The sequence below is a fragment of the Ruegeria sp. CF1 genome (genome assembly GCF_056537445.1).
The window spans coordinates 131,857-156,122 of sequence record NZ_JBQFRN010000005.1 but is presented as its reverse complement, the minus strand read 5'-3'; the positions used below and the strand labels follow the sequence as shown (position 1 = coordinate 156,122).

At 56.5% G+C, this 24,266-nt stretch carries 24 protein-coding genes and 4 pseudogenes; 13 read left to right on the top strand and 15 right to left on the bottom strand.

From position 1 onward, the window contains the following. Positions 1 to 20: 20 nt before the first annotated feature. Together ACRZ96_RS11360 and ACRZ96_RS11355 are read right to left on the bottom strand one after the other, a co-directional pair. Positions 21 to 386, bottom strand: a complete 366-nt coding sequence (locus ACRZ96_RS11360) for a hypothetical protein (protein ID WP_170514648.1) — start codon at positions 384 to 386, stop codon at positions 21 to 23. 18 nt (positions 387 to 404) lie between these two features. Beyond that, the gene (locus tag ACRZ96_RS11355; RefSeq protein WP_480796161.1) at positions 405 to 740 is read right to left on the bottom strand and encodes an EF-hand domain-containing protein; all 336 of its coding nucleotides are present in this window, start codon (positions 738 to 740) and stop codon (positions 405 to 407) included. A gap of 170 nt (positions 741 to 910) precedes the next feature. Here ACRZ96_RS11355 and ACRZ96_RS11350 point away from each other — a divergent pair, with 170 nt between their 5' ends. Both ACRZ96_RS11350 and ACRZ96_RS11345 read left to right on the top strand, forming a co-directional pair. Continuing rightward, a complete protein-coding gene (locus tag ACRZ96_RS11350; RefSeq protein WP_170514644.1) occupies positions 911 to 1,762 on the top strand; it encodes a LysR family transcriptional regulator in 852 nt (283 codons plus the stop codon). 148 nt (positions 1,763 to 1,910) lie between these two features. Then, positions 1,911 to 2,204, top strand: coding sequence for a hypothetical protein (locus ACRZ96_RS11345; RefSeq protein WP_170664629.1), 294 nt, complete (start codon positions 1,911 to 1,913; stop codon positions 2,202 to 2,204). A gap of 89 nt (positions 2,205 to 2,293) precedes the next feature. On the opposite strand, the gene ACRZ96_RS11340 is transcribed toward ACRZ96_RS11345, so the two are convergent. Next, on the bottom strand, positions 2,294 to 3,307 hold the full coding sequence (locus ACRZ96_RS11340) for a C45 family autoproteolytic acyltransferase/hydolase (protein ID WP_480814586.1): 1,014 nt from the start codon (positions 3,305 to 3,307) through the stop codon (positions 2,294 to 2,296). Further along, a pseudogene (locus tag ACRZ96_RS11335) lies at positions 3,279 to 3,527 on the bottom strand (biotin carboxylase); the annotation flags it as partial. The gene ACRZ96_RS11340 and the pseudogene ACRZ96_RS11335, both read right to left, overlap by 29 nt. Between ACRZ96_RS11335 and ACRZ96_RS11330 the strand changes: the two are divergent. Next, positions 3,519 to 3,719, top strand: a pseudogene (locus tag ACRZ96_RS11330) (transposase); the annotation flags it as partial. The pseudogenes ACRZ96_RS11335 and ACRZ96_RS11330 overlap by 9 nt on opposite strands. Before the next feature lie 9 nt (positions 3,720 to 3,728). On the opposite strand, the gene ACRZ96_RS11325 reads toward ACRZ96_RS11330, so the two are convergent. Genes ACRZ96_RS11325 through ACRZ96_RS11305 form a run of 5 tightly spaced genes read right to left on the bottom strand, consistent with a single transcriptional unit; the run spans position 3,729 to position 7,343 of the window. Next, positions 3,729 to 4,103 (bottom strand): nuclear transport factor 2 family protein, encoded by a 375-nt coding sequence (locus ACRZ96_RS11325; protein WP_170514641.1) that lies wholly within the window; start codon positions 4,101 to 4,103, stop codon positions 3,729 to 3,731. Further along, the gene (locus ACRZ96_RS11320) at positions 4,100 to 4,999 is read right to left on the bottom strand and encodes an alpha/beta hydrolase (RefSeq protein ID WP_480814585.1); all 900 of its coding nucleotides are present in this window, start codon (positions 4,997 to 4,999) and stop codon (positions 4,100 to 4,102) included. Before ACRZ96_RS11320 ends, ACRZ96_RS11325 begins: the two co-directional genes overlap by 4 nt. Further along, positions 4,996 to 5,481 (bottom strand): flavin reductase family protein, encoded by a 486-nt coding sequence (locus ACRZ96_RS11315; RefSeq protein ID WP_480814584.1) that lies wholly within the window; start codon positions 5,479 to 5,481, stop codon positions 4,996 to 4,998. The genes ACRZ96_RS11320 and ACRZ96_RS11315 overlap by 4 nt, the downstream gene beginning before the upstream one ends. A gap of 1 nt (position 5,482) precedes the next feature. Further along, a complete protein-coding gene (locus tag ACRZ96_RS11310) occupies positions 5,483 to 6,160 on the bottom strand; it encodes a glutathione S-transferase family protein (RefSeq protein ID WP_480814583.1) in 678 nt (225 codons plus the stop codon). Beyond that, the gene (locus ACRZ96_RS11305; protein WP_480814582.1) at positions 6,153 to 7,343 is read right to left on the bottom strand and encodes an LLM class flavin-dependent oxidoreductase; all 1,191 of its coding nucleotides are present in this window, start codon (positions 7,341 to 7,343) and stop codon (positions 6,153 to 6,155) included. The genes ACRZ96_RS11310 and ACRZ96_RS11305 overlap by 8 nt, the downstream gene beginning before the upstream one ends. 427 nt (positions 7,344 to 7,770) lie before the next feature. Between ACRZ96_RS11305 and ACRZ96_RS11300 the strand changes: the two genes are divergently transcribed. Continuing rightward, a complete protein-coding gene (locus ACRZ96_RS11300) occupies positions 7,771 to 8,388 on the top strand; it encodes a helix-turn-helix domain-containing protein (RefSeq protein WP_480814581.1) in 618 nt (205 codons plus the stop codon). 506 nt (positions 8,389 to 8,894) lie between these two features. On the opposite strand, the gene ACRZ96_RS11295 is transcribed toward ACRZ96_RS11300, so the two are convergent. Further along, positions 8,895 to 9,917 carry a GlxA family transcriptional regulator gene (locus ACRZ96_RS11295; protein ID WP_480814580.1) on the bottom strand — a complete coding sequence of 341 codons (1,023 nt, stop codon included), beginning with the start codon at positions 9,915 to 9,917 and terminating at the stop codon, positions 8,895 to 8,897. A gap of 219 nt (positions 9,918 to 10,136) precedes the next feature. Between ACRZ96_RS11295 and ACRZ96_RS11290 the strand changes: the two genes are divergently transcribed. The 8 genes from ACRZ96_RS11290 (at position 10,137) to ACRZ96_RS11255 (ending at position 18,948) form a co-directional block, all read left to right on the top strand. Beyond that, positions 10,137 to 11,099: a dihydrodipicolinate synthase family protein gene (locus ACRZ96_RS11290; protein WP_480814579.1), complete on the top strand. Its 963-nt coding sequence runs from the start codon at positions 10,137 to 10,139 to the stop codon at positions 11,097 to 11,099. 54 nt (positions 11,100 to 11,153) lie between these two features. Next, complete coding sequence (locus tag ACRZ96_RS11285; protein ID WP_480814578.1) at positions 11,154 to 12,155, top strand: ABC transporter substrate-binding protein; 1,002 nt, start codon at positions 11,154 to 11,156, stop codon at positions 12,153 to 12,155. An 84-nt stretch (positions 12,156 to 12,239) separates the two neighbouring features. Further along, a complete protein-coding gene (locus tag ACRZ96_RS11280) occupies positions 12,240 to 13,007 on the top strand; it encodes an ABC transporter ATP-binding protein (protein WP_480814577.1) in 768 nt (255 codons plus the stop codon). Further along, positions 12,961 to 13,794, top strand: coding sequence for an ABC transporter permease (locus ACRZ96_RS11275; protein WP_480814576.1), 834 nt, complete (start codon positions 12,961 to 12,963; stop codon positions 13,792 to 13,794). The genes ACRZ96_RS11280 and ACRZ96_RS11275 overlap by 47 nt, the downstream gene beginning before the upstream one ends. A gap of 37 nt (positions 13,795 to 13,831) precedes the next feature. Then, positions 13,832 to 15,322, top strand: coding sequence for an aldehyde dehydrogenase (locus ACRZ96_RS11270; RefSeq protein WP_480814674.1), 1,491 nt, complete (start codon positions 13,832 to 13,834; stop codon positions 15,320 to 15,322). Next, positions 15,319 to 16,224 (top strand): D-2-hydroxyacid dehydrogenase, encoded by a 906-nt coding sequence (locus ACRZ96_RS11265; protein ID WP_480814575.1) that lies wholly within the window; start codon positions 15,319 to 15,321, stop codon positions 16,222 to 16,224. The genes ACRZ96_RS11270 and ACRZ96_RS11265 overlap by 4 nt, the downstream gene beginning before the upstream one ends. Continuing rightward, positions 16,224 to 17,426, top strand: coding sequence for a mandelate racemase/muconate lactonizing enzyme family protein (locus tag ACRZ96_RS11260; protein WP_480814574.1), 1,203 nt, complete (start codon positions 16,224 to 16,226; stop codon positions 17,424 to 17,426). Before ACRZ96_RS11265 ends, ACRZ96_RS11260 begins: the two co-directional genes overlap by 1 nt. 16 nt (positions 17,427 to 17,442) lie before the next feature. Then, the gene (locus ACRZ96_RS11255; protein ID WP_480814573.1) at positions 17,443 to 18,948 is read left to right on the top strand and encodes an aldehyde dehydrogenase (NADP(+)); all 1,506 of its coding nucleotides are present in this window, start codon (positions 17,443 to 17,445) and stop codon (positions 18,946 to 18,948) included. Between the two features lie 120 nt (positions 18,949 to 19,068). Here ACRZ96_RS11255 and ACRZ96_RS11250 read toward each other — a convergent pair whose 3' ends face one another. The 3 genes and pseudogenes from ACRZ96_RS11250 to ACRZ96_RS11240 all read right to left on the bottom strand — a co-directional run. Next, positions 19,069 to 19,533, bottom strand: a complete 465-nt coding sequence (locus ACRZ96_RS11250) for an N-acetyltransferase family protein (RefSeq protein ID WP_480814572.1) — start codon at positions 19,531 to 19,533, stop codon at positions 19,069 to 19,071. Between the two features lie 117 nt (positions 19,534 to 19,650). Further along, positions 19,651 to 20,163, bottom strand: a pseudogene (locus ACRZ96_RS11245) (IS6 family transposase); the annotation flags it as partial. Then, a pseudogene (locus tag ACRZ96_RS11240) lies at positions 20,162 to 20,350 on the bottom strand (pyridine nucleotide-disulfide oxidoreductase); the annotation flags it as partial. The pseudogenes ACRZ96_RS11240 and ACRZ96_RS11245, both read right to left, overlap by 2 nt. Positions 20,351 to 20,434: 84 nt before the next feature. Here ACRZ96_RS11240 and ACRZ96_RS11235 point away from each other — a divergent pair. Next, positions 20,435 to 21,115 carry an IS6 family transposase gene (locus ACRZ96_RS11235; protein WP_170514674.1) on the top strand — a complete coding sequence of 227 codons (681 nt, stop codon included), beginning with the start codon at positions 20,435 to 20,437 and terminating at the stop codon, positions 21,113 to 21,115. A 61-nt stretch (positions 21,116 to 21,176) separates the two neighbouring features. Here the strand turns inward: ACRZ96_RS11235 and ACRZ96_RS11230 are convergent, their stop codons facing one another. After that, the gene (locus ACRZ96_RS11230) at positions 21,177 to 22,505 is read right to left on the bottom strand and encodes a mechanosensitive ion channel family protein (protein ID WP_480814571.1); all 1,329 of its coding nucleotides are present in this window, start codon (positions 22,503 to 22,505) and stop codon (positions 21,177 to 21,179) included. Positions 22,506 to 22,909: 404 nt separating this feature from the next. Further along, a complete protein-coding gene (locus tag ACRZ96_RS11225) occupies positions 22,910 to 24,214 on the bottom strand; it encodes an alpha/beta hydrolase (protein WP_480814570.1) in 1,305 nt (434 codons plus the stop codon). Positions 24,215 to 24,266 lie beyond the last annotated feature (52 nt).

Below are 24,266 nucleotides of genomic sequence, written 5' to 3'. Positions count from 1 at the left end.
GTTGCCCGCCCCGCGCCAGTTTACGAGACCGCTCGCAATCCGCGGCTCACCATTACCTCCCATACGGCGAGCGCGATCAGCGCCGATCCCGTTAGCCAAGCATTGGCCGTTGCCACAATGTGGCCCGTGAAGTTCAGCGCTGCAGGTGCGGCGATCAGAGAAAACCCAAGTGCCGATACCGGAGCCACCCGTGCGAGAAGGTGGCTCCGGCCGTCAGCGCCGGACATGACCAGGGCACCAATGCCAACGGCCATGAAGGCGAGAGCTTCAAGTTCAGCCATGCCCTGCAACAGAGTTTCCTCACGAAACAGGACAAACGGGGACAGAACCAACCAGATACCCATCGCGGCAAGCAGCCATTTATGGGGTGGGATGGGCTTCCTCATAACCGTGGCGACCTTTGCTTACTGATCCCCTGCGGGACCGGGGAGAAGCTCTGCATCAACGGCGGCAACCAATTCGTCGTCATTGATGAAACCATCTGCATTTGCGTCGATCTCGAGGAAAAGATCATCTGAGACTTCAGGATACTTGGTCTGAAGCTCCGCCAGCGACGCCAGGCCATCACCGTCCATGTCATGATCAGCGGGCATGGCGAATGCCGGAACAGCAAACAACGAAGAGAGCAGAGCAACAAAGGAAACTCGACTCATTTTTGTTCTCCATAAGAAAATGGGCGGCTCGCCCATAGTGGGGTTGGTGTAGCGCTCCGGTGTCGGTGGCAATTCAACTGGTTTCATATTGCAACGGCTCCTCAGGTCGGGATCTCCACTACAAAATGAGAACTGATGATTAGCGTTCCGATCTGGTGGGGGCACTTTCGCGCTACAATCGGAATATGGCACAAAGGTATCGTGTTGAATAACGAATTTTTCTCGCAGATAATATCGGAAATTCCAATAGGTAACCCATGGACATTGAACTTGCCCGAACTTTTCTGGCCGTTGTTGAAACCGGTACCTTCTTCGATGCTGCGAACAAGGTTCATGTCACGCAATCGACAGTGAGCATGCGGATTCGTACGCTTGAGCAGCAACTTGGCCAGTCTGTGTTCGAACGAGGAAAATCCGGCGCGACCCTGACACCAGCAGGGCGGCATTTTCTAAAACATGCACAAGTTCTTGTGCGCACCTGGACACAGGCAAAGTTGGACGCGAGCCTTCCAACCTCAATGACGGCCGCGCTGGAAATCGGCGCGGCTCCAAGCCTTTGGGACGGGTACCTGACCAACGCGTTACCGGGGCTAATGACATCGCTGCCAGATGTCGCATTCAGGGCGTCAGCCGCTTCTTCCGAGGCCCTGACTCGTGAGATTGAGGAGGGAAACCTCGATATTGCAGTCTTGTACCGGCCGCGAAGCGTGTCGGGCTTATCTGCGCTACAACTCTTTGAAGATGAGTTTGTCCTGGTCACCAGCGGCCCTGACGCCCTTCCAACTGTTCAGGATGACAGTTACGTTTTGATTGATTGGGGCCCTGAATTCCGGGCCGACCATCTATTGAACTTTCCAGAGCTCGACACGCCGCGCCTTCAGCTTGGTATCGGAACCCTGGGTCTTCAGTACCTGAAGTCAGTTCCCGCAGCCGGGTACTTTCCCAAGCGCGTGATCAAACGAGAGCTTGAGGAAGGGTGGCTCGCTTTGGCCGAGGCTGCGCCCCGTTTTGCATATGCCGCCTATGCGGTGTTCGATGAGAGCGAGGCAGACGGGTTACCAGGCCAGGCCGCGCAACAGCTTCGTAGTCTCGCGGAATCCTTTAGTTGAATGCTCGCTAGACTAAATCCGCGGCAAAAACGCAGCTCATAGGATTAGCTGGGCCAAAACCGCAAGCCACCTTAATCACATCGCCGAACCTTGAAATCTAACACCACCGAGATATGATTGAGTACGTTGAGTGGGGTTTTGGAAGGATATGAGTAAGAGTAAGTGCAACTTTCAGAAAACTGTGGATTTGCCCGATCTCAAAGCCGCTCTCGCAAATGGGTTCTGTGATCACTGCGGCGCCACCGTATCGGAACTGATCCAACGCGGAGAGATTCTCGAACTCTGTGGACAGGAACATTGCTTTGACTACGAGACCGGCGAGAGCATTGAGATCGCGATTGCGCTTTGCCCTACCTGCCACCAAGCCAATCATCTAGATGCACAGCGACAGCATAACCCTTGCCACGTTTCCGCACGGCGAAGCCGGGATCATCACGACTAATTTCCCAGGCCCTAGCGCGGAAGAGTTTTTCTTTAGAGGAAAGTCGTACACTCAAAATAGGCATCGTGTTTTACGGCAGGCATCAGGCTTCAAGCCAGTTGTCGCGGGTAGACAACCTTCACACTGTCCGCATTAAACTGATCGAAGCTTTTTTGCCATCTCCTGCCTGGCCAGAGGAGTTCGGCGGACAGATTATGGGGGTGATAAGCTGCGGTGTACAGCGTTCCAAAACCTCGATCAAAGGCAGACGAGTAAAGTGGCGGTTTGAGAAAGGCCCGGACGAAAAGCTCTTTCGTCTCAGGATGCAAAGTCAGGCGGTGCAGAAGGTATCGTTCTCGCTCGACCGTCGCTGTGAGACGCGCGTGGCTCTTCCATTCCACGCGCTCTTGGTGGTTGGTTGAAACAGCTGCGCGGGTAATGAGTGTCGGTCGGTCCGGAGCAAGATAGGCTGTGAAAAAGTTCCGCTCCCGGTCCAGAACCGTGACGTTGTAACTCATATGGCACGGGACGCGAAATAGAACACTCTTTGCCTCATCTACTGTCGAACAGGTCTGCAATAGGTACCGTAGGATCAGGGGAACCCCAAAGCCTTCGCCAACCTCACGGCGACCGCCGAATGTCAGGGAGACAGTAAGCCCTGCATCATTCATGCCGTCCAGCAATCCAAATAGCCCATCCGACGTGCCCATTACCTGGCGACCGGACCAAGCGGTCGTCAGGAAAATCCCGTCAAAGGCAGCCAAATCGTAGTCATAGTTCCGCACCATCAGCGGTTCTGATCCCTGCCAGATCGCTTGGCTGCACCCGGCCAGATTGCGCGGCGGGCAATAGAAACTCAGAAACCGTGCCTCCAAGTCGCCTGCGCCAAAGGCAGCGCAGAGCATGTCGTACGGTTCGAGCATTTCCGGCATGTATGTTTTCACCGCATGGCGGCATTCAGAGTATGTTGGACGCGACGATAATCCTTCGCTTGCCCACCATTGAATGTAGGCATTTCGATATTCCGAAAAAATTGCCGACAGCTTCTGCCCGGGTTTTTTTCTTCCACGGCACGAAAAGTAAGTTTCATTCGGCCTACATAATCTTAAACGCCGGATCCTCAAATGCCTGAGCCGAGGGCAGCGGACGGGCCGAAAATGCGTTCTTGATGCCTGCGATCCAGTTCTTCGACTTGGCTTTGAGCTGGAACCCCTTGGTCATCGATCTACCCCTGGTGACAAGGATGCCCAGATCTGCCCCTTCATAGCGGTAATCGCCGACATTCGAAATGCGTAAGAAGAAAGCTTCGTCTTCGCTTTCGACCGCGCGGCGATGATACGCGCCTGCGTCCCCGGCCGAATGCAGCGCAAGACGCCCGTCAAATACGACAAACGCCGATACAAGCGGCGAAACCGCATAGAGATCATGTTTGGCAGGCTCAAGGATTGGAGGCGCGTGGCAACACGCTACGACCGTTGCCCCAAGGTCTTCCTATCAGCCATCGCACTCGCGGCAACCGTCATATACTGGTTATGAATCCTGACCCTAGGCGGCCCGGTGCTTGTAGTAGGTGTCTTTGCGGACGATCAGGCCGTCGCGGTAGGTCAGGATGTCGACGCTGTGGTAATCCTCAGTGGAGCCGTCTTTGTGAGTTACCCGCTTGCGGTATTCGCAATAGGCCTTATCGCCCGCGATGCGGCAGTCCAGCGTTTCCCAATGCACATTCTCGACCTTCTCGAACAGGCCGGCAAACAGACCGCGCAGGGTCTCCGCCCCTTCGAACCGGCTGCCAAATACCTCCGGCCCGGTGGCGTGATCGAACACAGCGTCCGGGGCAAAGTACTTCATTACGGCATCGATGTCGTTTGCGTTAAATGCATCGCCAACGGCATCCACGAGGTCACGGGTAAGTTCAGTCATGTTTCACTCTTTCTGTTGAGGCCAAGCATGGCACAGGTTTTCTTGAAGAATTCGCTAGATGGATCCGTCAGCACATTCAGCTCGTCAAAGTGGTCCACACCGGGGACCACGTAAAAACCGATTGACCGGCTTCCGGTCTGATACTTTTCGACATACATCCGGCCCTGCCGGTGGAACTCATCCGTCTCCTTGCCCCCCACCACAACAAGTTGCGGCGCGTCGGTGACGGGCGGATGATTTGTCATCGGGCTTTCGCGCTCGGCCTCGGCGGCATCCATGCGGATACCGGAGTTCAACGCTTCGGTCAGGCGCACGGGCTCCAGATAACTGAGCGGCGATACCGGGATGCCTGCTTTGATCAGATCCGCAGGCAAGTCTTCGGCATAGGCGGGCCAGTCCGTCGCCATCATCATCTGGGTGATATGCCCGCCGGCCGAATGCCCCATGAAAGTGATCCGGTCGCGGCTGATGCCGAGATCCGGTGCGTTGCGCCAGAGATAGGCCATCGCTTCACGCGCCTCCTCCGAAATCCGCGTGATCGAGACTGTGGGGCAGAGGTCGTACCCCAGCAGGACGACATTCACCCCGGCGGCGGCAAAGGGTTCGGCAATGAAGCTGTAAACAGACTTGTCGCCGCGCTGCCAGTATCCGCCGTGGAAAAACACCAGTACCGGTGCGGAAGCATCGCCGCCTTTGAACACATCAAACTTTTGCTTGGGGCCGTCGCCATACCGGACGTCCAGCGTGCAGTCGAGCGTCTCCCGCACCGTTTCACTGCGCTGGATCCAGGCTGGAACCACGGTTTCCTCGTAGTCCGGACGCCCGGCACGCAGATTGTACTGCGCGTCGAATTCCTGTGGCGAGAACCGGGTGTGGTATGTCAGTGCATCATTCATGCCGTTACCTCCGGCAGCGCGGCCGGGAAAAAGACGCCCCGGCAGAAGGTCAGCGGCGGATTGGGGCAGTGATCATAGTAGACGACCCGGCCCAGCAGGATTTCATGGTCGCCCGCATCGACCCGCTCATGCACGACGCAATCCAGCCGCGCCGAGGCATTGGGGAACAATGGCGCGCCATCGGGCTGTGCTTCCCACGGCGTTCCGGTAAATCGGTTTTCGGTGTTGCTGGCAAAGTGCATTGCCAGATCGCGCTGCTGATCCGACAGGATGTTAACGGCAAACCTGGTCGAGGTCTTGAGGGTGGGGAATACCCGTCCGGATTTTGCGACACATACAGAGATCACGGGAGGTTCCAGCGAGACCGAGGTGAAGGAATTGGCTGTTAGGCCCCAAGGTTCGCCTTTCTCATCAAAAACCGTGACAATGGTTACCCCTGTCGGGAACGATCCGAGCGCACGGCGATAGTCTTTTTTATCCATGTCACAACACTCCTTCTGTGGCGCTGGCTTTTTCCAGGGCCTGCCATTCATCGGGGTTGGTGCCGAAAAAACGCATGACGTGATCCTGATAGGCCGGGCGTTCGCACAGGCGCCTATACCAGGCTTCAAGATGCGGCAGCGGCGGCCGGTCAACCTCGACATTGAAATAGCGGTACGCCACGCACCCCAGAGGAATGTCGCCCATGGTGAAGGCATCCCCCGCAACATACGGCTGCTGCGACAGATGCGCGTCCAGCAGAGCCAGGGCCTTGCTTGCGTCATCCCTAAGGGTCGCAATCCGTGCCGGATCGCGCTGATCGGGCTGGGTGCGCACGGTGGCAAAGAACAGCTGGATCACCGGAGGGAAGGCAATGGATGCGCTCCATTCCATCCATTGATCCGCAACCGCGCGGGTTTGCTGATCGGAAGGGCACAAAGACCCCTCCCCATAACGGCCGCTGAGGTAGCGGACGATGGCGAGGCTTTCCCAAAGCGCGAAATCCCCATCCCGGATGGCCGGGATCATTCGGTTGGGGTTGACGCGGGCATAGGCCTCCGTGTCCAGCTTGCCGAAACTGCCGCCAGCCAGTTGCAGCGTATAGTCAAGCTTCAGCTCATTTGCCGTCCAGATGACCGGGATCACATTGGACGAATAAGGGCGGCCCCAGATCTCAAGCACGTTCCAGCTCCCGTTTCTGAGTGATCGACTGGGTGCCGAACTGGGGGACGACATGTTCGAACAGCCGGTGCCAGCTGGCGAGGATCTTCTCGTACGGGACGCCTGTGTACTGCTGCATCAGCATAAGGTGGTCCAGGCCGATGGTTTCCTGCTTTTCGGCGAATTTTTCCGCAACATACTGCGCGTCCCCAACCACGATGATGCCACGCTTGTTGAGGAAGTCGAACCAGTCCATGGCCTCGTCCTCTGGCGCCATCTCCTCTCCGATATCCAGGTAGCCGTGTTTGGTCCATTCGCCGGCTGGGCGCGCACCGCCGAGGAATTCGTAATAGGCATTGATCGGGCCGCGGATGGTGTTCACGGCTTCTTCCATACTCTCTCCGACATAGAACGCCGTGCAGACCCCGACACCTTTGCCCCGCGGAACATCGCGGCCTTCGCGCTCGGACCGCGCCGCGCGATAGGCATCCCAGCAGGCAAGCGTGCTTTTAGGGCCCGCCGACATCGAGATCACACCCCAGCCCTTTTCGCCCGCCAGCTTGAAGGTCGGCGGTGCATTCGACATCAGCCAGACCGGCGGGTGGCCGGGCTGATAGGGGCGCGGATGCACATACATCGCCTTATACTCGCCGTCCTCGTCGTGATAACGCGGGTCAAGCGGCTCGAAGAACCGGTTCTTCTCCTTCCAGCCGGGAACCGGGAACTGGTAGAATTCGCCCTTATGGGTAAAAGCCTCATTGGTCCAAGCCTTCAGGATTATCTCCAGCGACTCTTGATAGAGCCTCATCACCTTGGCGTTGTCACGCCGGTCAGCGTCGATATTGAACTGGATGGTGGACCGCTCGTTGATCCCTTTGGCCACGCCGAAATCGACACGCCCTAAGGTCATGTTGTCCAGCATCGCAACATCTTCCGCGACACGCAGGGGGTGCCAGTCCGGCAGGATGATGGGCGCCGTGCCAACTCGTAGTTTCTTACAATGTGCCGCCACATGCGTACACATCTGGATCGGGTTTGGCGGCGCGTTCATGAAACCGTTGTGGGCAAAGTGATGTTCGGTGAACCAGGCTGTGGTGAAGCCGGCATCTTCTGCCAGCGAACATTGCTCGAGGATCATTTCGAGCGCTCTGGTCCAGGGGATGGTTTCGCCGGGGCTGAAATTGGCAATGAGATCGAAACGCATCTTTCCTCCACTGAAGTTGAATTTTTGAGTTATTTTCAACTTAGTTGATTCTTTGCCGAAAAATCAACTATTCACAGGAGTAAGTTTGTCATCCTGTCAGTGAATTTTTTGCCCGTGAAATCTGAAACTTGCATTCAGCCTTCAGCATCAAGAACTGCAGCCGCCGACGGCTGTTTCATCGCTGTCCGGTCTTCCTGTGCCGCGATAACCGCGACTCAGGTTGCTCCTGTTTTGTCTGCCTGGAATGCGGCAGACGGTTCTGCGGACAGTATGGGAAGTCTGTCCCGGTCCAGCTGATGCGCGCGTCTGCAGCGGCAAGCCGCAGGGCAATAACCTGTCCGGGGGCGTCCCCTTTTTCGCGGCGCCAGTGCATGGTTGGGCAACTTGAGCAGTTGAAACTTTCGGATGAGTTCAACAAAACTAACGTATGGACGATTCAAACCCAGAAACTGATGCTGAGCTCCTCGGCTCTGAAATCCGCGAAGTGCGCAAAGCGCGGGGGATGACGCTTAAAGAGCTGAGCCGCCAGATATCCTGTTCAATGGCTTACCTCAGCAGGATCGAGCTTGGTTCTGCACGTGTGTCCGAACCGCTCCTGTCGGAAATCAGCGCCGCTTTGCAAGTCGATCCGGACTGGTTTTTCCCTAAGCGGTCCGGTGCCGGCCCGCTGGAGATCCGCCATGTGGTGCGGGCCGAAAACCGCAGGCCCTTGTCGGGCATGTATACCCGGTCCAAAGAAGAACTCGGCTTTGAAGATGAACTTCTCTCCAGCACCTTGTCGGGCCAATGCTATCTGATCCTGTCGCGGTTTGCGCCGGGCGCCGGGAACCCGCCTGAACCGCTGGAGGGTTACGTCTTCGAGGGTGAGCAGCACGCAATGGTGCTTACCGGTGAAGTCGAATTGCGCTTGGAAGATGAGGTCATCGTTCTAAGCGCCGGTGACAGCTTCTCCTACCCTTCGATGATTGCGCACCGCTTCCGGAACCGGCGTGCAGAAGAGGCGACGATGATCTGGGCTATGTCGCCGGTGCGGATCAGCTGGTAGCGGTTTGGGCAAGCGTGAAAAACGTAGCGCCAAAATGTTCCTTTGAAAAACGAATGTCTTTTCGGTTTTATTGCAGCAAAGCCGAACTGAAAGCCCGCTATAAACATCGTCTATCTGCAGACCTCCGTCAGTATTGTTGAATCAGGAAGCCTGGCAACCGAATTTGTCATGAGATCCGAGCGTTCCACATTTACCGCGATTGGCACTGCGCGTTCGCGACCGGCTTTTTTCGAGAATGGGCCAAGCAGAGCGATCTAGACCACAACCTCAACCACTTTGGGGGCAGCTTCGGTCTTTGATATCAATCGTAGAGCGGTCGCTTTCGCTAACGTGTTATTACGCCCTATTCCGAAGTCGACCCCAGATTCAAAGTCCCGAACTCCACCAGATGGCCGAGCTCAACATTGAGCTGCTTGGTACAACTGCGGATTAAAAGGTCGTATGCTCGATGGCATCAAAATCGCTTGCTGATTGGTTTTCTCGATCACGACGAAACGCATCTTCGGTCATGAGCTCTGGGTCCTGATCAAACGGTGGATTTCGGGGTGTACGGACAATCGCTGCCGTTTTCGTAACGTTTTGCGAAACTCGGATGGTGTGACATCGAATTGCTGGCGAAAGGCACGCGAAAACGCCGCCGGATAGGAAAATCCGCAGGCTGTCGCGATGTCCTTGATACTATGTTCCTCATAAAACAAGTAATTCCGCGCCGCCTGAAGCCTTATTCTGAGATAAAGGCGCATGGGCGAAACCTGGAAAGTCTCTTCGCTTGTCCGAGCAAGAGTACGCTTTGAGGTATCAAGCGCGTCGGCCATTTCGTCCAGGGACAGGGGAAAGTCCAGGTTTTGCTCCATCAGGCGCACCATGGCATTGGCAAGATGGCTGGAGTTGAACGCGCGCTGGTGATCCGTGCGCTGCCTGTCCGACTGCGGGCGGCGCGAATGTATCATCGCGTTGGCGACTTCGTTGGCCATTGCCTCGTCAGAAAACCGCGCAATCAGGTCCAGCATTAAATCGAAAGACGCAATCCCACCTGCTGAGTGCACCACATTGCCATCGGAAAGGTTGATGCAGTTCTGGGGCGATGATGCTGGAAATCGCTCGACAAAAGCCGGGACCGCCTCCCAATGCAGCGTCACTTCTGGATTGCCATCGGTTGCCGCCAACCCCGCCTGTGCCAGCGCAAATGCGCCGGTATCTACACCACCAACTGTTTTACCAAAACGGGCGGCGCTTCGCAAAAACCCCAAAAGCCGCCGCGAAACGTGCTGCGTGGGCAGGTTGCCTTCAAACAACAGAACCACATCAGCCGGTATCGCATCTTCGAAACGACAATCTGTCTGCAGCCACATTCCGTTGCTGGCCCGGACCATCTGCCCTTCTTCACTGACGAATTGCCAGGCAAAACATTCGATGCCCGAATTCTGGTTGACGATACGCAAAGCCTCGCTGGCCAGAATCACCGCAGAGATCGGAAATTCCGGTTCGAGCACGAAAGCGAATCGAGTCAGAGCGTGTGGTGAGTTCATCAATTTCGGCCTTTGATTTTCTGAGTTCTGGCAATAAATGTTTTTTCTTTGGCACTTTTTGTCAATTAGTTCTCGCAGAACTGTTAAAAACTGGTTCGAGACGGAACTGCGAAAAAGTCAGTTCAACAAACTTCTGGAACGTTGTGGCGCCGAAAAGGCAGCGCAGAGGACGAGCTTCTCTGCCGTGGCGAGGCTGTGCCTGAACAAAGGGGAAAAGGTTTGGATCAACTTAAAAAGAGGCTCGAAGGCTGTTATGTCACCATTCCGACGCCCTTCCAGGACAATGCGGATATGGCAGTCAACGAACAGGCGCTGCGCCAATATGTACGATTCCTGATCGATGCCGGGTTGAATGAAGAATACGCGACTTTGTTGGCTGGCGGTGCGGCCGGCGACTTCTCGACCATGACATTCGACGAACGGCTGAATGTAGCCGAAATCGTCATCGACGAAGCGGCCGGTGCCGTACCGATCGCCATGGGGGCACAAACAACCAGCACCCTTGAACTTGTCAAACTCGCCCAGTCCGCAGCGCGGATCGGAGCTGACTTTATTCAGGTATCCTGCCCCTATTACTTCGCCCACACCGAACGCGACTTCGAGGAGTATATCCGTGCGGCCGCGGACGCGGCGCCCGAGGTTGGGATCATCATCTACAATACCTTCTGGACCAGCCAAAACCTCAGTTTCTCGATGGTCGAAAGGCTAGCTGAAATACCGAACATCGTGGGTCTGAAATGGGCCGCCCCCAGAAGTGACGCAATGGAATTCGAGGATGTCTGCTCGCATTTCTCGGACCGGTTCACGATCATCGACAACAACCTGTTTTTTGGCATGAGCGCGATGCCGTCACTCGGTGCGAAGGCTTTTGAGGTGCATCATTGCAATTTCTGGCCGGAATGGGGGATCAAGCTGATCAACGAGGTTCGCGCCGAGAACTATCCCGAAATCACCAGGATGCTGGTCCAAGAGGGTATGCCTTTCTACAAGCTATGGGTCGAGATCGAGCGCGAGTTCACCAGTGGTGATGGATATCTGGATAAACTCTGCATGGAGTTGATCGGACTTCCGTCCAGCCGTTGCCGCCCTCCTACCCGCGATATCCGTCCAGTCTACCGGGAACAGACACAATCCATGATGCACGCAATCGGCGTTCCCAGACTGACCCCGCAATCAAACTAAGCCGCGAGAGAACGGCAATTCAAGCAGACCAATCCAAGAAAGGGAGACACAACAATGACACCAAGAACAATCAAGGCAACCGCGGTCGCCATTGCAGCGACTTTGCTGGCAACGGATGCCGCCATGGCCGAAGACGATGTACGGCTGCGCCTCAATTGGATGTATTATGGCAGCCATGCGGGCTTTGCGCTCGGCAAGGATGCCGGGATTTATGATGAGGCCGGTATCGATATCGATATCCGCTCGGGCAACGGTTCAAGTTCCGCGCACCGCCTGGTTGCCAATGGGGACAGCGATTTTGCCTATGGTTCATGCGGGGCGCTGATCAGCCTTGCCTCGCAGGGGGCAGAAATCATCTCGGTCGCCGTCATCGACGCCATGGGGGCCGAAGCTGTGATCGTGCGTCCCGACAGCGGGGTGAAGTCCATTGAAGACCTGAAAGGCAAAACGATCCTGACAACCGCCAATGCTGGTGTGAATACCTTCTTTCCGATCGTTCTTGCCAATGCGGGCCTGAGCGAGGAAGACGTCAACGTGACCAACGTACCAGACGGAGCGCTGGTGTCAGCTTATCTGCAAGGATCCGGTGACGCCGTGGGTATTCTGGGCGGCCTTGATGACAAACCGGCTGAAATCCGGGCCAATGGCGGGGAAGATCCGATCCTGTTCCCCTACTCCGATTACGGTGTTGATCAGGTGGGCTACTGCATTTCGACGCGCAAAGAATTGGTCGAAAGCAATCCCGATCTGGTCAACCGCTTTGTCGATGCAACGGTCAAATCCTATTCGGAAACCGAAGCCGACCCGGATCGCGCAGTTGCGGCCATTGCCGATATCGTCGGTGGCACGATGGCCGAGGATGAAGGAAAAGCGCAATCGCGTTCGGTCCTCGATGTGACCCTGGGACTGCTCTACTCCGGCGCCAATGCTGACAAAAAGCTCGGTTACAACGTGCCTTCGGACTGGGAAAGCATGGTCAACCTGATGAAGGAATATAACGACCTCGATCCCAACGCCGATCCGGCCTCATTCTATACCAATGAGTTTGTCGACTAACATCTCGTCAAAGCCGACACCAAACCACGCGCAGGCGGGCGATTGCCTATGGTCGCCCGCCACATTTTTGGAAAGCACTGGATCATGAGCCACCGGATAGAATTCTCGGGCGTAAAAAAGGTCTTCGGATCGGGAGCCGACGCCGTCCATGCCTTCGGGCCAGTTGATATGACAGTTGAAGAGGGCGAATTCATATCGCTGCTGGGTCCGTCAGGATGCGGCAAGTCCACATTGATGCTCATGACATCAGGGTTGTTGGAACCCACTGAAGGAACCGTCAGTATCGGTGGCAAGCTTGTCAAAGGCCCGCAAACCGACATCGGTATTATGTTTCAGGACAACACGTTGGTGCCCTGGCGAACGGTGCGCGGCAATATAGAATTGCAGCTTGAGATGCGCGGGCTGGACCCCGCGAAACACAGAGACAAGGTCGAAAGCCTGCTGAAGTCTGTCCATATGGAGGATTTCTCGGATCGGCACCCATATGAGCTGTCCGGCGGAATGCAGCAACGCGCCGCGTTCTGTCAGGCAATGGTCCACGCGCCCAGCACAATGCTGTTGGACGAACCACTGGGAAAGCTCGACGCGATGACACGCGAGAGCATCCGCCAGGATCTGCAAAGCCTGTGGATGCAGGAAAAACCCACGGTGCTGTTTGTCACGCATTCGATCGAAGAGGCGATCCAGCTTTCCAGCCGCGTGGCCGTCATCACGCCGCGCCCGGGCCGGATCGAACGCATCATCGAGATTGATCTGCCCTATCCGCGCGACTTCGATGTAAAAACCTCGCCCGAATTCACCGCCTATGTGCGCGAAACACAGGAGATCTTCAGGGGCTATGGCGTTATTTAGGAAACAACCATATTTCGCGGCACTGAAGCTTCGGCTGATGAACTCCTGGATGTTCATCGCCTTCTTCATCGCTTTCTTTCTGTTCTGGGAATATGCGGTCCTCTGGTTCGACATCCCCCGTTACGTCCTGACACCTCCATCGGTGATCATTGAAAAGGGCGCCGCCGATCTCGACCGTTTGCTGTATTATACCTATGTCACCGGGCTCGAGGTTATTCTGGGATACGGGATCGCCATCACCCTGGCGCTGCCGCTCGGCCTTGCGATTGCGTTTTCATCGATCCTGAAGCGCACCATCTATCCCTTTATCGTCTGCATCGAGATGGTGCCCAAGATCGCCTTTGCGCCGCTTTTCATCTCGTGGCTCGGCTTCGGTCTGCTGCCAAAAGTGATCATTGTTTTCCTGGTCTGTTTTTTCCCCATCGTTCTGAACGCCATTCTGGCCTTCAATTCGCTCAGCGAGGAACTGACGCTGTTCTCACGTTCGACCGGTGCGGGTGTCCGGCGCACATTCTTCAAGATCCGACTGCCGGCTGCCCTGCCCCAGTGCTTCGTTGGCTTCAAATACGCGGCGATCAACGCCACGGTCGGAGCCGCCATTGCAGAGTTCATCGGCTCGGATGAGGGGCTCGGGTTCTATATCCAGATCGTCACGGGGAACATGCGCCCGGACCTCGCCTTCGCCGGTATCTTCTTCCTGACGCTTCTGGGTCTGTGCCTCTTCGGCCTTGTGACACTCGCAGAGCGATTGCTTATCCCCTGGCACATTTCTGTCCGGCGCAACTGACACCCGTTGGCTTTCGAGAAAGGGCTTGATCATGACGATGACGTTGGAACACACCACAGCACGCGCTGAAAAACTGAACCTGCCACACAAAGCCTTCATCGACGGCGCATTCTGCGCATCGTCAGACGGGGCAACCTTTCCGACACTCAACCCCGCTACGGGTGAGGAAATCGCGTCGGTCGCCCATTGTTCAGGGGACGATGTGGATCGGACCGTCAAAGCTGCGCGTCGTGCCTTCAATGACGGGTCCTGGTCGCGCGCTGCACCCGAGGATCGCAAAGAGGTCCTGTTGCGCCTTGCGGAACTGGTTCGGGAAAACGCCGAAGACCTGGCCGTTCTGGAAAGCCTCGACAGCGGCAAAACGATCACCGACTGCCTGCACGAAATCGGCACGGAAGTTGCCAGTTTCTTCCAATGGTATGGCGAGCTGACGGATAAGTCCTTTGGTAAAGTTGCGCCCACCGGCGAGGATGCGCTGGCGCTTGTCGTCAAGGAACCGGCGGGGGTGGTCGGGCTTGTGCTGCCCTGGAACTTTCCCCTTCTTATGGCAGCTTGGAAACTTGCACCCGCATTGGCTGCGGGATGCTCCTGCATTGTCAAACCAGCGGAACAAACGCCACTTACAGCGCTTCGGCTTGCCGAACTGGCACAGCAAGCAGGCGTGCCGGACGGTGTCCTGAACGTGCTGCCCGGATTGGGCGAAACAACCGGACAAGCCATTGGGCGTCACACCGACATAGATATCGTTTCATTCACCGGTTCCACCGAGGTCGGCGGCTATTTCCTCCGATATGCGGGTGAAAGCAATCTCAAGGTTGTCGGCCTTGAAATGGGTGGCAAGAGCCCGTTCATTGTGCTGGACGACGCCGACTTGAACGATGACCTGATCGAGCACGCCGCGACATCCGCATTCTGGAACGGTGGTCAGAACTGCTCTGCCAACATGCGTCAACTTGTGGACGCGCGGATAGCGGATGAGTTCCTGGACCGCGTTGTGGCACGGGCGAAGTCTTATAAGGTCGGCAACCCGCTTGATCCGGAAACGGATATTGGCGCGATGGTGACCCAGGACCACATGGCCCGCGTGACCGGGTATATTGACAAGGGACGCGCTGAAGGCGCCCGTCTTTTGACCGGATCTGTGCCGGATGGCCCCGGCTTTTTCGTCGAACCCACGGTGTTTGGTGGCGTCACGCCAGAAATGGTGATTGCGCGCGAGGAAATCTTTGGCCCGGTGCTTGGCGTTCTGCCCGTGAACGGCATGAAAGAGGCTTTGGAAATTGCCTCGGATTCGATCTATGGCCTCCACGCAACCGTGTTCACCCGCGATATTGACCGCGCATTGCACATGGCGCAGCGGCTGCCCTGCGGCACGGTGTCGATCAACGGTTTTTCCGAAGGTGACATCAAGACGCCTTTTGGCGGTTATCGCCAGTCGGGATCCCTGTCACGCGACAATGGTGTCGAGGCGATGGATCAGTATCTGCAGACCAAAACGATCTGGATTTCACGAGGGGCCTGCGGGTGACCGAGATTTCAGTACAGCTTGAGTTGACCCCAGCGCAGCAGACACGGCTGGAAGTTGCTGTCGACGGTGCCCGTCTGAGTTACGGCGACGCAATCGGCACCGCAGAAATCGTGTTTGGCAATCCGGATCCCGCGCAGATCACAAGCGCGGAACACCTGCGGTGGGTTCAGCTTGAATCCGTTGGATTTGGCGAATATCTCGAGCTGGATTGGGGTTCCATCAACGAAAAGATCGCGCTGACCAATCTTGCCGGTTTTTTTGCCGAACCCGTGGCTGAAAGCGCGCTGGCCGGCATTCTGGCACTGATGCGCGGTGTCAACGAACTGGTCACGCTTCAGGATCGTCGGGAATGGATCGGTGATCCCTTGCGCGCCAAGCTGCGAGTGCTGGGCGGTGCGCGTGTCACGATGCTGGGTCGCGGCGCCATCAATCGCCGTCTTGGCGAATTACTGGCGCCCTTCGGATGTTCCATAACGCAATTGGGGACCGATCTGGCCCCCGATCAGCTCAACCGGGAGCTTCCCGCCACCGAGGTTTTTGTGGCGGCTGTTCCCGATACACCAGAGACCCGCGGCATGATGGATGAACGGCGGATCGGTCTTCTCCCCTCCTCCGCGTTCTTCGTCAATTTGGGCCGCGGGTCTCTGGTCGTCGAGCCTGCTTTGGTCAAGGCGCTAAACTCAGGACGCCTGGCGGGGGCCTTGCTCGATGTGACAGAGCACGAGCCCCTCGACCCGGAAGACCCGCTCTGGACCTGCCCCAACACCATTCTGACCCAACACACGGGCGGCGGCACCCGGGACGAGGTTGACCGCAAGATTGATCATTTTCTGGCCAATCTCGCCCGCTACCGGCGGGGTGACGCGTTGATTGGAACCGTTGATATGAGACGAGGATACTGATGCCCAAGATTGAAAACATCCGTTGCGTGCTGCTGAGCTCACCTTATGCCGACGCGGATAACCCGGAGATCAAAGAGTGCTTTCCCAATGGTCCCAAGCGGACGATCGGCATGGTCGAGGTGACCCTGGACAACGGCGTAACCGGATTGGGCGAAGGTTATCTCGCTGTGTTTGCCCCTTTCGTGTTCAAGTCTATCGTTGATCTGTGTACACCGCAGGTGGTGGGCAAGGATGGGTTCGACATTGCCGGTCGCGTTCGCGATCTGCGGTCGCTCTGCGACTACTGGTCGCTTCAGGGTGCGGCGCGTCACGTGATCGCGGCTTTTGAAATCGCGCTTCAGGATGCAAAAGGCAAATCTCTCGGCATACCGGTCTACGATCTTCTGGGCGGCACCGACCTGACGGAAATACCAATCTACGGGTCAGGCGGGTGTTGCGATGCAAAAGAGCAGTTCCAACGTGAACTGGATCTTCTCGAAAACCTCGGGATCAAAACCTACAAGATGCGCTCGATCAAAAGTGATATCCTGCGAACCGCCTGGGTGTTGGAAGAGGCCGGTCGGCGCGGGATCGAAGTGGGCGTTGACATGTGCCAGAACCTCGCCGACCCGCCGCAGGACGTCGACGATGTGGTGACATTTGTCGAGAGCGTTCACGCCATCACCGACCGGCGGATGATCTTTGTCGAAGAAGCGATTGGACCGGACGCGCCGGAAGGGTTCAGGGAACTGCGGTCGCACATTGATGTCGATGTATGCGGCGGTGAGATCATCACAACACCAAAAGAAATGATCGATCGCATCAATGACGATGTTTACGATTTTGTTCAGCCTGACGCCTCGGTCATGGGGGGTATCTCTGCCGTCATGGATGTTTTCGAAGCAGCCAAGGCCAAAGACACCCCGGTCGTCGTTCACGCCTGGGGCGGTGCTGCCGCGATCATGGCAAGCTATCACGCCGCTTTTGCTGCAGGTGGCAAACTGGTCGAGTTTCCCATGCTGGATTTCCCCTTGGGGCGTGAGATGATGGGCGATCAGGGCCGGATCGTTGATGGCAAACTCATGCGGCCCACCGCGCCGGGTCTGGGTTTGACCCTGACACCGGCAATCGAGGCGCGATACCCGTTTGATGAAACCGCCGTCTATTCCTGCGCCCTGATTGATTTCGGCCCACCCCCTGACAGCTATTGGGCACGGGATTGAGAATGGGAGAGATCGAATGCTGAAAACCACGCATCTGATTGCAGGCGAATGGATCGGGGGTGAGGCGCTATTCACCAACGAACCGGTCAATGGCAAGGCTGACAGCTTTGCTGTCGGAACTCCGGACCTTGTTGATCGTGCCTGCCAGGCGGCCGAGGACGCGTTTTGGTCCTATGGTTATTCCGACCGCGACACACGGGCTGGTTTCCTGCGCCGGATTGCCGACGAGATCGATGCGCGGGGTGATGACATCACCGATATGGGGATCAAGGAAACGGGTCTTCCAGAGGCCCGTCTTGTTGGTGAACGTGCGCGCACCACGGGGCAGCTCAGGATATTTGCCGAACATATCGAGGCCGGGGACTATCTGGACCGACGTCATGACAAGGCATTGCGCGACCGTGCCCCCCTGCCGCGGCCCGATCTGCGCATGATGCAACGCCCCATCGGACCTGTTGCCATCTTTGGTGCATCGAACTTCCCGCTGGCCTTTTCGACGGCGGGCGGCGATACCGCCGCCGCGCTTGCCGCCGGTTGCCCCGTTGTGGTCAAGGCCCATTCAGCGCATCCTGGCGTCAGTGACCTGGTGGCTCAGGCCATCAACGCCGCCATAAAAGCCCTGGTCCTGCACCCTGGCGTCTTCAGCCAGATCCAGGGCGGCAACCGCGCGGTCGGAACCGCACTGGTTCAACATCCTTCTATAATGGCTGTCGGGTTCACGGGTTCGCTGGCCGGAGGGCGCGCGCTGTTCGATCTCTGCGCATCAAGACCAGATCCAATCCCGTTTTTTGGCGAACTGGGCTCGATCAACCCGATGTTCATCCTGCCACAAGCGTTGTCGAACCGTGGCCCCCAGATTGCCGAGGGGTGGGTCGGGTCGCTGACCATGGGGGCGGGGCAGTTCTGCACCAATCCCGGGGTCGCAATGATGCTGGAAGGACCAGAGGCCGAAGCCTTCACACAAGACGTTTCGACCGCTTTGGGTCAGGTGGGGAGCCAAACCATGTTGACCCGGGGGATCGCCGAGGCGTTTCAAAGCGGGCGCGACCGGCTAGCCGCCGCACCAGGTGTGCACTCAGTCATGACTTCGGGCTGTGATCTCCGGCAGGCCACGCCCAGCCTGTTTGCAACAACCGCAGCCGAATGGCTGGCGAACAAGGAATTGGGTGAGGAAGTATTTGGCCCGGTCGGAATGATCGTCAAGGCACGTTCGCGCGACGAGATGCTTGCAGTTGCGCAATCGTTGCACGGTCAATTGACCTGCACCTTGCATATCGATGCGGATGACGCACAGCTTGCCCAAGACCTGCTTCCGGTTCTGGAGCGCAAAGCCGGGCGGATGCTGGCCAATGGCTTCCCCACCGGGGTGGAAGTCTGTGACAGCATGGTTCACGGCGGCCCCTACCCGGCCAGCACCAATTTTGGGGCAACCTCGGTTGGAACCCTTTCAATACGCAGGTTCCTTCGACCGGTTTGTTACCAGAACATGCCGGAAGACCTTCTGCCGCACGACCTACGGTGACACTGCCGATCGAGTGAAGCCAGTTAGGTGCAGGCGTTTATGGGCGCCATCCTTGAGCGTATGCGGTGGACGCAGGAACTGCACCAACCAAGCACTCACAGCGCCGAAAACCAAACGTCTCTACGGCAAATCAAACCGCTTACCGACCGCACCCTCGATACTGCGATAGGTCCGGAACCCCATTGCATCGTAATAGCCAAGTGCATCCGAATGCTGCGCGCCAATCGTTGCATCAATCGAACGGATACCGGCATCCGAAGCGGCGTTAAGGGTGCTGCGGAACAGAGCAGACCCGACGCCTTGACGCAATGCGGCACTGCTGACGTAGGTCCCAATGACCCCCCATCCAGACGGGACCTCGTAGTCATTCCCGGATCGCGCAATCTTCAGTGACTGGAACCCGACCACCCTGCCCTGTTCATCAGATGCAACAGAGCATTTAATGCTGTCAGGATGGTCTATATAGAAGCCACGGACATGCTCCTCCGAACCGGGCCTGGTGCTGTTCCACTTGTCGAGAATATCGATAAGGACTCGGCTCATCTCGGCGGCATCAGCTCCTACGGCTTGTCTGATCTGAAGCATTGCGACCTCATTTTGTCTAACGGCTTTGTGCCAGCTCTCTACCGGTTCGTTACATTTTCTGGAAGGATGTGTCGCAAACATTTGGAACGGCCAAAGTCAGCGACTTACTGGATACACCTATCCTGCGATCTCGGCTAGTAGCTGAAAGCCGGAAGTCGTATCGCTTGGGAATTGCCGCTTCCGGATCATATCGGCGACTTCGATGCCGTCCAAAGTGGCTGATGCGGATCTGAACGATTTGAACCGACACATGTGCCGTACGCGACGCTTGATAAATCGATGATCCTGTTCGATCAGGTTATTCAGATACTTGGACCTGACCGTTTGGATCTTGGCTGGGCAGCCAAACCGATTAAGGATTTTGTTCACTTCTGGAACGCCCGCCGCGTTGGCGCCACTTTTTTCGATGACGATCTTGCTCGCGATTCCATTTGAAGACAGCGCTTTGGCAAAAAACCTGGCTGCTGCTGGACGGTTCCTGCGCTCGGACAGCATGAAATCAAGAGTATTCCCAGCTTTGTCGACGGCCCGATAGAGGTACATCCATTTGCTGCGAACACGAATATAGGTCTCGTCCATGCGCCATGAACTCAGCGTTGGACGCTTCTTTGACTGCGCACGAGCTGCGACGATCGGCGACGAGCTTGAAGCCCTCGCTGTCGATCTCGTAACTCAGCGACTGGCTTTCGGGCACGGCAGCGCCCATGTCGCGTGCGCGGTCTTCGAATTCGCGTCCGATACCGCCGGCCTCGACGGTCGCTTCGTGGCGATACCAGGCGAAACCTTCGACACCAACGACGGTGATGTTGCCGCCGAGGATCTGTTGCAAACTTTTGACTGTTGCCTCTCACTAGTGCTTCGAGTGAATGGAAATCGAAATATTGAAGTCGAAAGTTTGTTTATGATCTCTTTCAAAGGCGCACAGTATCCGAAAGATGTGATCCTCTTCGCAGTGTTCTTCTATGTCCGATACGGTGTGTCATATCGCGATCTGGAAGAGATCATGCATGAGCGAGGCGTTGCAGTGGATCACACTACACTGAACCGCTGGGTGACGCGGTATGCAGGCGCAATCGCTGAAGCGGCGCGTCGTCGAAAGGGACCGTGCGACCGCTCCTGGAGAATGGACGAGACTTACATCAAGGTGAGAGGCAACTGGGTCTATCTCTATCGAGCTGTCGACAAGCACGGGAAAACGCTTGATTTTATGCTTTCGCAGCGTCGAAACAAACCCGCGGCCACCAAATTCTTCGCCCGAATGCTGGAATGCAACGGACTTCCACGAAAGATTGTCATCGACAAGAGCGGTGCGAATACCGCTGGTATCAAAGCAATCAACAAGATGCTTAAAGGCTTTGGTTGTCCGATCCCAATCGAGATGGTCAGACGGAAATACCTGAACAACATCGTGGAACAGGATCATCGTTTCATTAAGAAACGCACTCGGCCAATGCTGGGGTTCAAGGCATTCTCTTCAGCGGCGGCAACGCTCGATGGGATCGAAGTGGCTCACATGATCCGCAAAGGCCAAATTACACCCGGACTCTCTCCATTTCGCCAGTTCGCGCAACTCGCCTCTTAAACCCATTGCCACAGCGCGTTCTTGTCATCCAACCAAAACTTCGCAACAGAACCGGCTTCGCTCAAACCGCCTCTGGCGATTGGATGAGGTGAACGTCGCGTTGCGGGAACGGGATAGAGATGCCTTCTGCATCGAAGCGATCCTTGGCCTGACCGGTCAGGTCCCAGTAGACGTCCCAATAATCCTCCGACTTGACCCAAGGTCGGCAAAAGATGTTGACCGAGCTTTCGCCTAATTCACCAACGAAGATTTCCGGCGGTGGATCGGCAAGACAAGCCTGGTGGCTCTCTACGAGCATTTGCAATACTTCGATGGCTCGTGCTGCGGAATCGGAATAGCCGATCCCGAATACTAGATCGACGCGCCGCTCCTCTGCAGCGCTCACATTGGTTATGGTGTCGCCCCATATCTTATTGTTGGGCACGATGATGATTTGGTTGTCGAATGTTCGGATCTTGGTCGAAACAACGGACATTTCATCCACCGTACCGGATGCTCCGCCCACTTGGATGTAGTCGCCGGTGTCAAAAGGTTTCAGAACCATGATCATCAGGCCACTGGCAAGGTTGCCCAGCGTTTCCTGAAGCGCGAAGCCGAGGATGAAGGAAAGACCGCCGAAAACCGCAAAAAGCGGGGTGACATTCACGCCAAACAGTCCGAGCACGACCAGCACACCCAGAACCAGCGTCGCCCAATAAACCAAACCGATGACGAAGGATTTCAGCAGACGGGACATGGTCGGCACGCGATCAAGACCACGGTGTGCCATGTTGCGCACGATGCGAGACACTATCATCATGACCCAGATTGCCGCGACAACGCCCAGTATTCCGAACACCACACCCAGACCGCCATCGCTGGACGTCAACCAGCCCCACGCCTTCGCCAAAAGGGTCTTTATGTCCGTCGTCTTCAGGGTGCCAGCGATCACAGCTGTAACATAGCTACGATGCGCCGCGACATCCTCATCGGCGCCACCCTTGGCCGACCAGGCGTCCAGAACCATCTGATACTTTTCCATGGTGACTGTGATTGCTTCGCTTTCCTCGGCAAAACGCGCGCGAAGCGCTTTTTCCTGGGCGCCTGTTGCCTGCCTGAGGGCAAGGTTTGTCGCAGACAAACCTTCGAGTAAGTTTCTTGTATGACTTTGCCAGGTTTCAGCGACAAGGGCGAGATCGGCGCCGGTTAACGGTAAGAGGAAAATGCTTAGGTCATCCGCGGGCACGGAAGCATTTTGAGCTGCTTCTAAAGATCCAGTCGAAGTGATCGGTGCGTCAGCGGTCTGGGCGTTTGCCGGATTGCCAATTGCCAGGAACGCCAGAATTGAAAGAATGAGGCCGATGCGACCAAACCACGTTTTTTGCATCATGTCACGCTCCAGTCGCGCCATTTGAAATGAAGGGAGAGCGGCATACTCGAGGGCAGCAACCGCTCTCCGATACTCTTGAAACAGTCACTCGCTATTTTGTATGGCTCATTGGGAGCGGAACCGGACGAGAGATCAACTCTGGTCAGAGATGTCGCCATTGTTCTCTTTGGTTCACTTGAGAAGGTTTCCAACAACTCCGACAGCATCCACAACGGTTGAAAGATCTTGAGTGACCTCGAGGATTTCGTCACCAACCCGAATGAACCGCTTCTCCATTTCCAGATCGGGCAGGCGCCGGGAACAGCATAATTGAGCAAAATTCCAGCCACCGCAGTGAACCCGGTTGGCCGGTTCATCAGGACGGTTCTGTGCGCTCGCAGAGTGGCGGCGATTGTATCGGGCCTCCATTGCAACGCCCGGGCTCCTCATTCGGAACCCAGATGCTCTTCGAAAAACTCGGCGACACGACGGACAGCTTCGGCGGCTTCTGGTGTACCCCAGTGACCGTGGAAGCAGTGTTGCATCGCGTCGTGGGCATCGAGGACCGCCTCGTGTCCGGCGCTGCGCAGAACGCCATACATGCGGATACCATCGCTCATCTGAATTTCTTTGGTACCCACCTGGACCATTGTCGGAGGGAAGTCCCGCCCATCAAAGTTGTCGTAGACGGTCGAGTATCGTGGATCTTGTGCCTTTTCCTCGGTGATCCCGAGCATTGGCCAGACTGAATCAATGAGGTTGTCCACCAGTGTCCGAGGATCGTGGTAGCGCAGCGTCCAGGTCGAGTCGCTGTTAAAGGAAAAATCGGTCTGCGGGCTCTGCATGACAGCGGCGCCAGGAAGCGGTCCGCCACGATGTGACATCTCGTTGGTGGACATAGCGACCAGCCCGCCACCAGCAGAACAGCCATAAATCCCCACATCCTCCGGAGCGTAGTCACCACCTTCGCCGGTAAGAGCATCGAAGACAGCAATCACCTGATCGCGCTGGTCCAGAATGTCCCAGTCAGGCGCGGGCATCAGTTTGTAGTCGACGGAAACAATATCGATGCCCATGTGATCGGCAAGCGGAGCTGTCCGGTCGAAGGTTGTCTCCGGGGTGTTTCCGTAAAAGGCGCCGCCGTGGACATGGATCAACGCCTTACCCGGGTGGCGGTTCTCGCTTGGGCTGACCGTAACGGTCCTAACGCCACCGATTTCCCGTTCCTCGGTTGTGAGGTTCATTGTCGTGAGAAGCTTCTTCCCGGCTTCCATCATCGGGTCGATCTGAGCGTCATGCAGCGATTGCCACGCGCCATAGTCGTCTGGCTCCGGATAACCCTCCCACGTCGCGCCCAGCCAGCCTGGTGTCCAATTCACCATGATTTCGCGCATCTCGGGGCTAACAAAATCCGGGATGTGTGACGGGAAACTGTCGTTACGGTTCGGATCTTCAGGGTCGGCCATGAATTGTGAAATCGACATCAGACGGCGAACATCTTCGTGGCACGAAGCGCGCTCAAAATGTACATTCAGCGTGTCACACTTGGCCTTCAGTTCGGACAACGCCTGATCCAGCTGCGCCAACTTTCCAACAGTGTCGCCCTCGCCGCCAAGGATTGCGTCGACGCTGGCATAGGCGTCAGAAACCAGCGCCCAACGCGAGTCAAATTCGTCAGCGTTGGCCGAAACCGTGCCAGACAGGATCACAGTTGCCGTAAGTGCGGTGAGGCTGAAGGGTGGAATTTTCATTTTTTCGCGTTTCCTTTCTCTAAGATAGTGTTTTGGCCTGGCGTACCGGAAG

Bases quoted from the DNA above. Each gene is read 5' to 3' on its own strand.
- ACRZ96_RS11260 (WP_480814574.1), top strand. From the start codon at position 16,224: ATGCCCAAGATTGAAAACATCCGTTGCGTGCTGCTGAGCTCACCTTAT.
- ACRZ96_RS11255 (WP_480814573.1), top strand. From the start codon at position 17,443: ATGCTGAAAACCACGCATCTGATTGCAGGCGAATGGATCGGGGGTGAG.
- ACRZ96_RS11350 (WP_170514644.1), top strand. From the start codon at position 911: ATGGACATTGAACTTGCCCGAACTTTTCTGGCCGTTGTTGAAACCGGT.
- ACRZ96_RS11360 (WP_170514648.1), bottom strand. From the start codon at position 386: ATGAGGAAGCCCATCCCACCCCATAAATGGCTGCTTGCCGCGATGGGT.
- ACRZ96_RS11235 (WP_170514674.1), top strand. From the start codon at position 20,435: ATGATCTCTTTCAAAGGCGCACAGTATCCGAAAGATGTGATCCTCTTC.
- ACRZ96_RS11280 (WP_480814577.1), top strand. From the start codon at position 12,240: ATGAGCCACCGGATAGAATTCTCGGGCGTAAAAAAGGTCTTCGGATCG.
- ACRZ96_RS11275 (WP_480814576.1), top strand. From the start codon at position 12,961: ATGTGCGCGAAACACAGGAGATCTTCAGGGGCTATGGCGTTATTTAGG.
- ACRZ96_RS11320 (WP_480814585.1), bottom strand. From the start codon at position 4,999: ATGAATGATGCACTGACATACCACACCCGGTTCTCGCCACAGGAATTC.
- ACRZ96_RS11250 (WP_480814572.1), bottom strand. From the start codon at position 19,533: ATGCTTCAGATCAGACAAGCCGTAGGAGCTGATGCCGCCGAGATGAGC.
- ACRZ96_RS11325 (WP_170514641.1), bottom strand. From the start codon at position 4,103: ATGACTGAACTTACCCGTGACCTCGTGGATGCCGTTGGCGATGCATTT.
- ACRZ96_RS11270 (WP_480814674.1), top strand. From the start codon at position 13,832: ATGACGTTGGAACACACCACAGCACGCGCTGAAAAACTGAACCTGCCA.
- ACRZ96_RS11355 (WP_480796161.1), bottom strand. From the start codon at position 740: ATGAAACCAGTTGAATTGCCACCGACACCGGAGCGCTACACCAACCCC.
- ACRZ96_RS11305 (WP_480814582.1), bottom strand. From the start codon at position 7,343: ATGCGTTTCGATCTCATTGCCAATTTCAGCCCCGGCGAAACCATCCCC.
- ACRZ96_RS11300 (WP_480814581.1), top strand. From the start codon at position 7,771: ATGGACGATTCAAACCCAGAAACTGATGCTGAGCTCCTCGGCTCTGAA.
- ACRZ96_RS11225 (WP_480814570.1), bottom strand. From the start codon at position 24,214: ATGAAAATTCCACCCTTCAGCCTCACCGCACTTACGGCAACTGTGATC.
- ACRZ96_RS11315 (WP_480814584.1), bottom strand. From the start codon at position 5,481: ATGGATAAAAAAGACTATCGCCGTGCGCTCGGATCGTTCCCGACAGGG.
- ACRZ96_RS11285 (WP_480814578.1), top strand. From the start codon at position 11,154: ATGACACCAAGAACAATCAAGGCAACCGCGGTCGCCATTGCAGCGACT.
- ACRZ96_RS11295 (WP_480814580.1), bottom strand. From the start codon at position 9,917: ATGAACTCACCACACGCTCTGACTCGATTCGCTTTCGTGCTCGAACCG.
- ACRZ96_RS11345 (WP_170664629.1), top strand. From the start codon at position 1,911: ATGAGTAAGAGTAAGTGCAACTTTCAGAAAACTGTGGATTTGCCCGAT.
- ACRZ96_RS11230 (WP_480814571.1), bottom strand. From the start codon at position 22,505: ATGGCGCGACTGGAGCGTGACATGATGCAAAAAACGTGGTTTGGTCGC.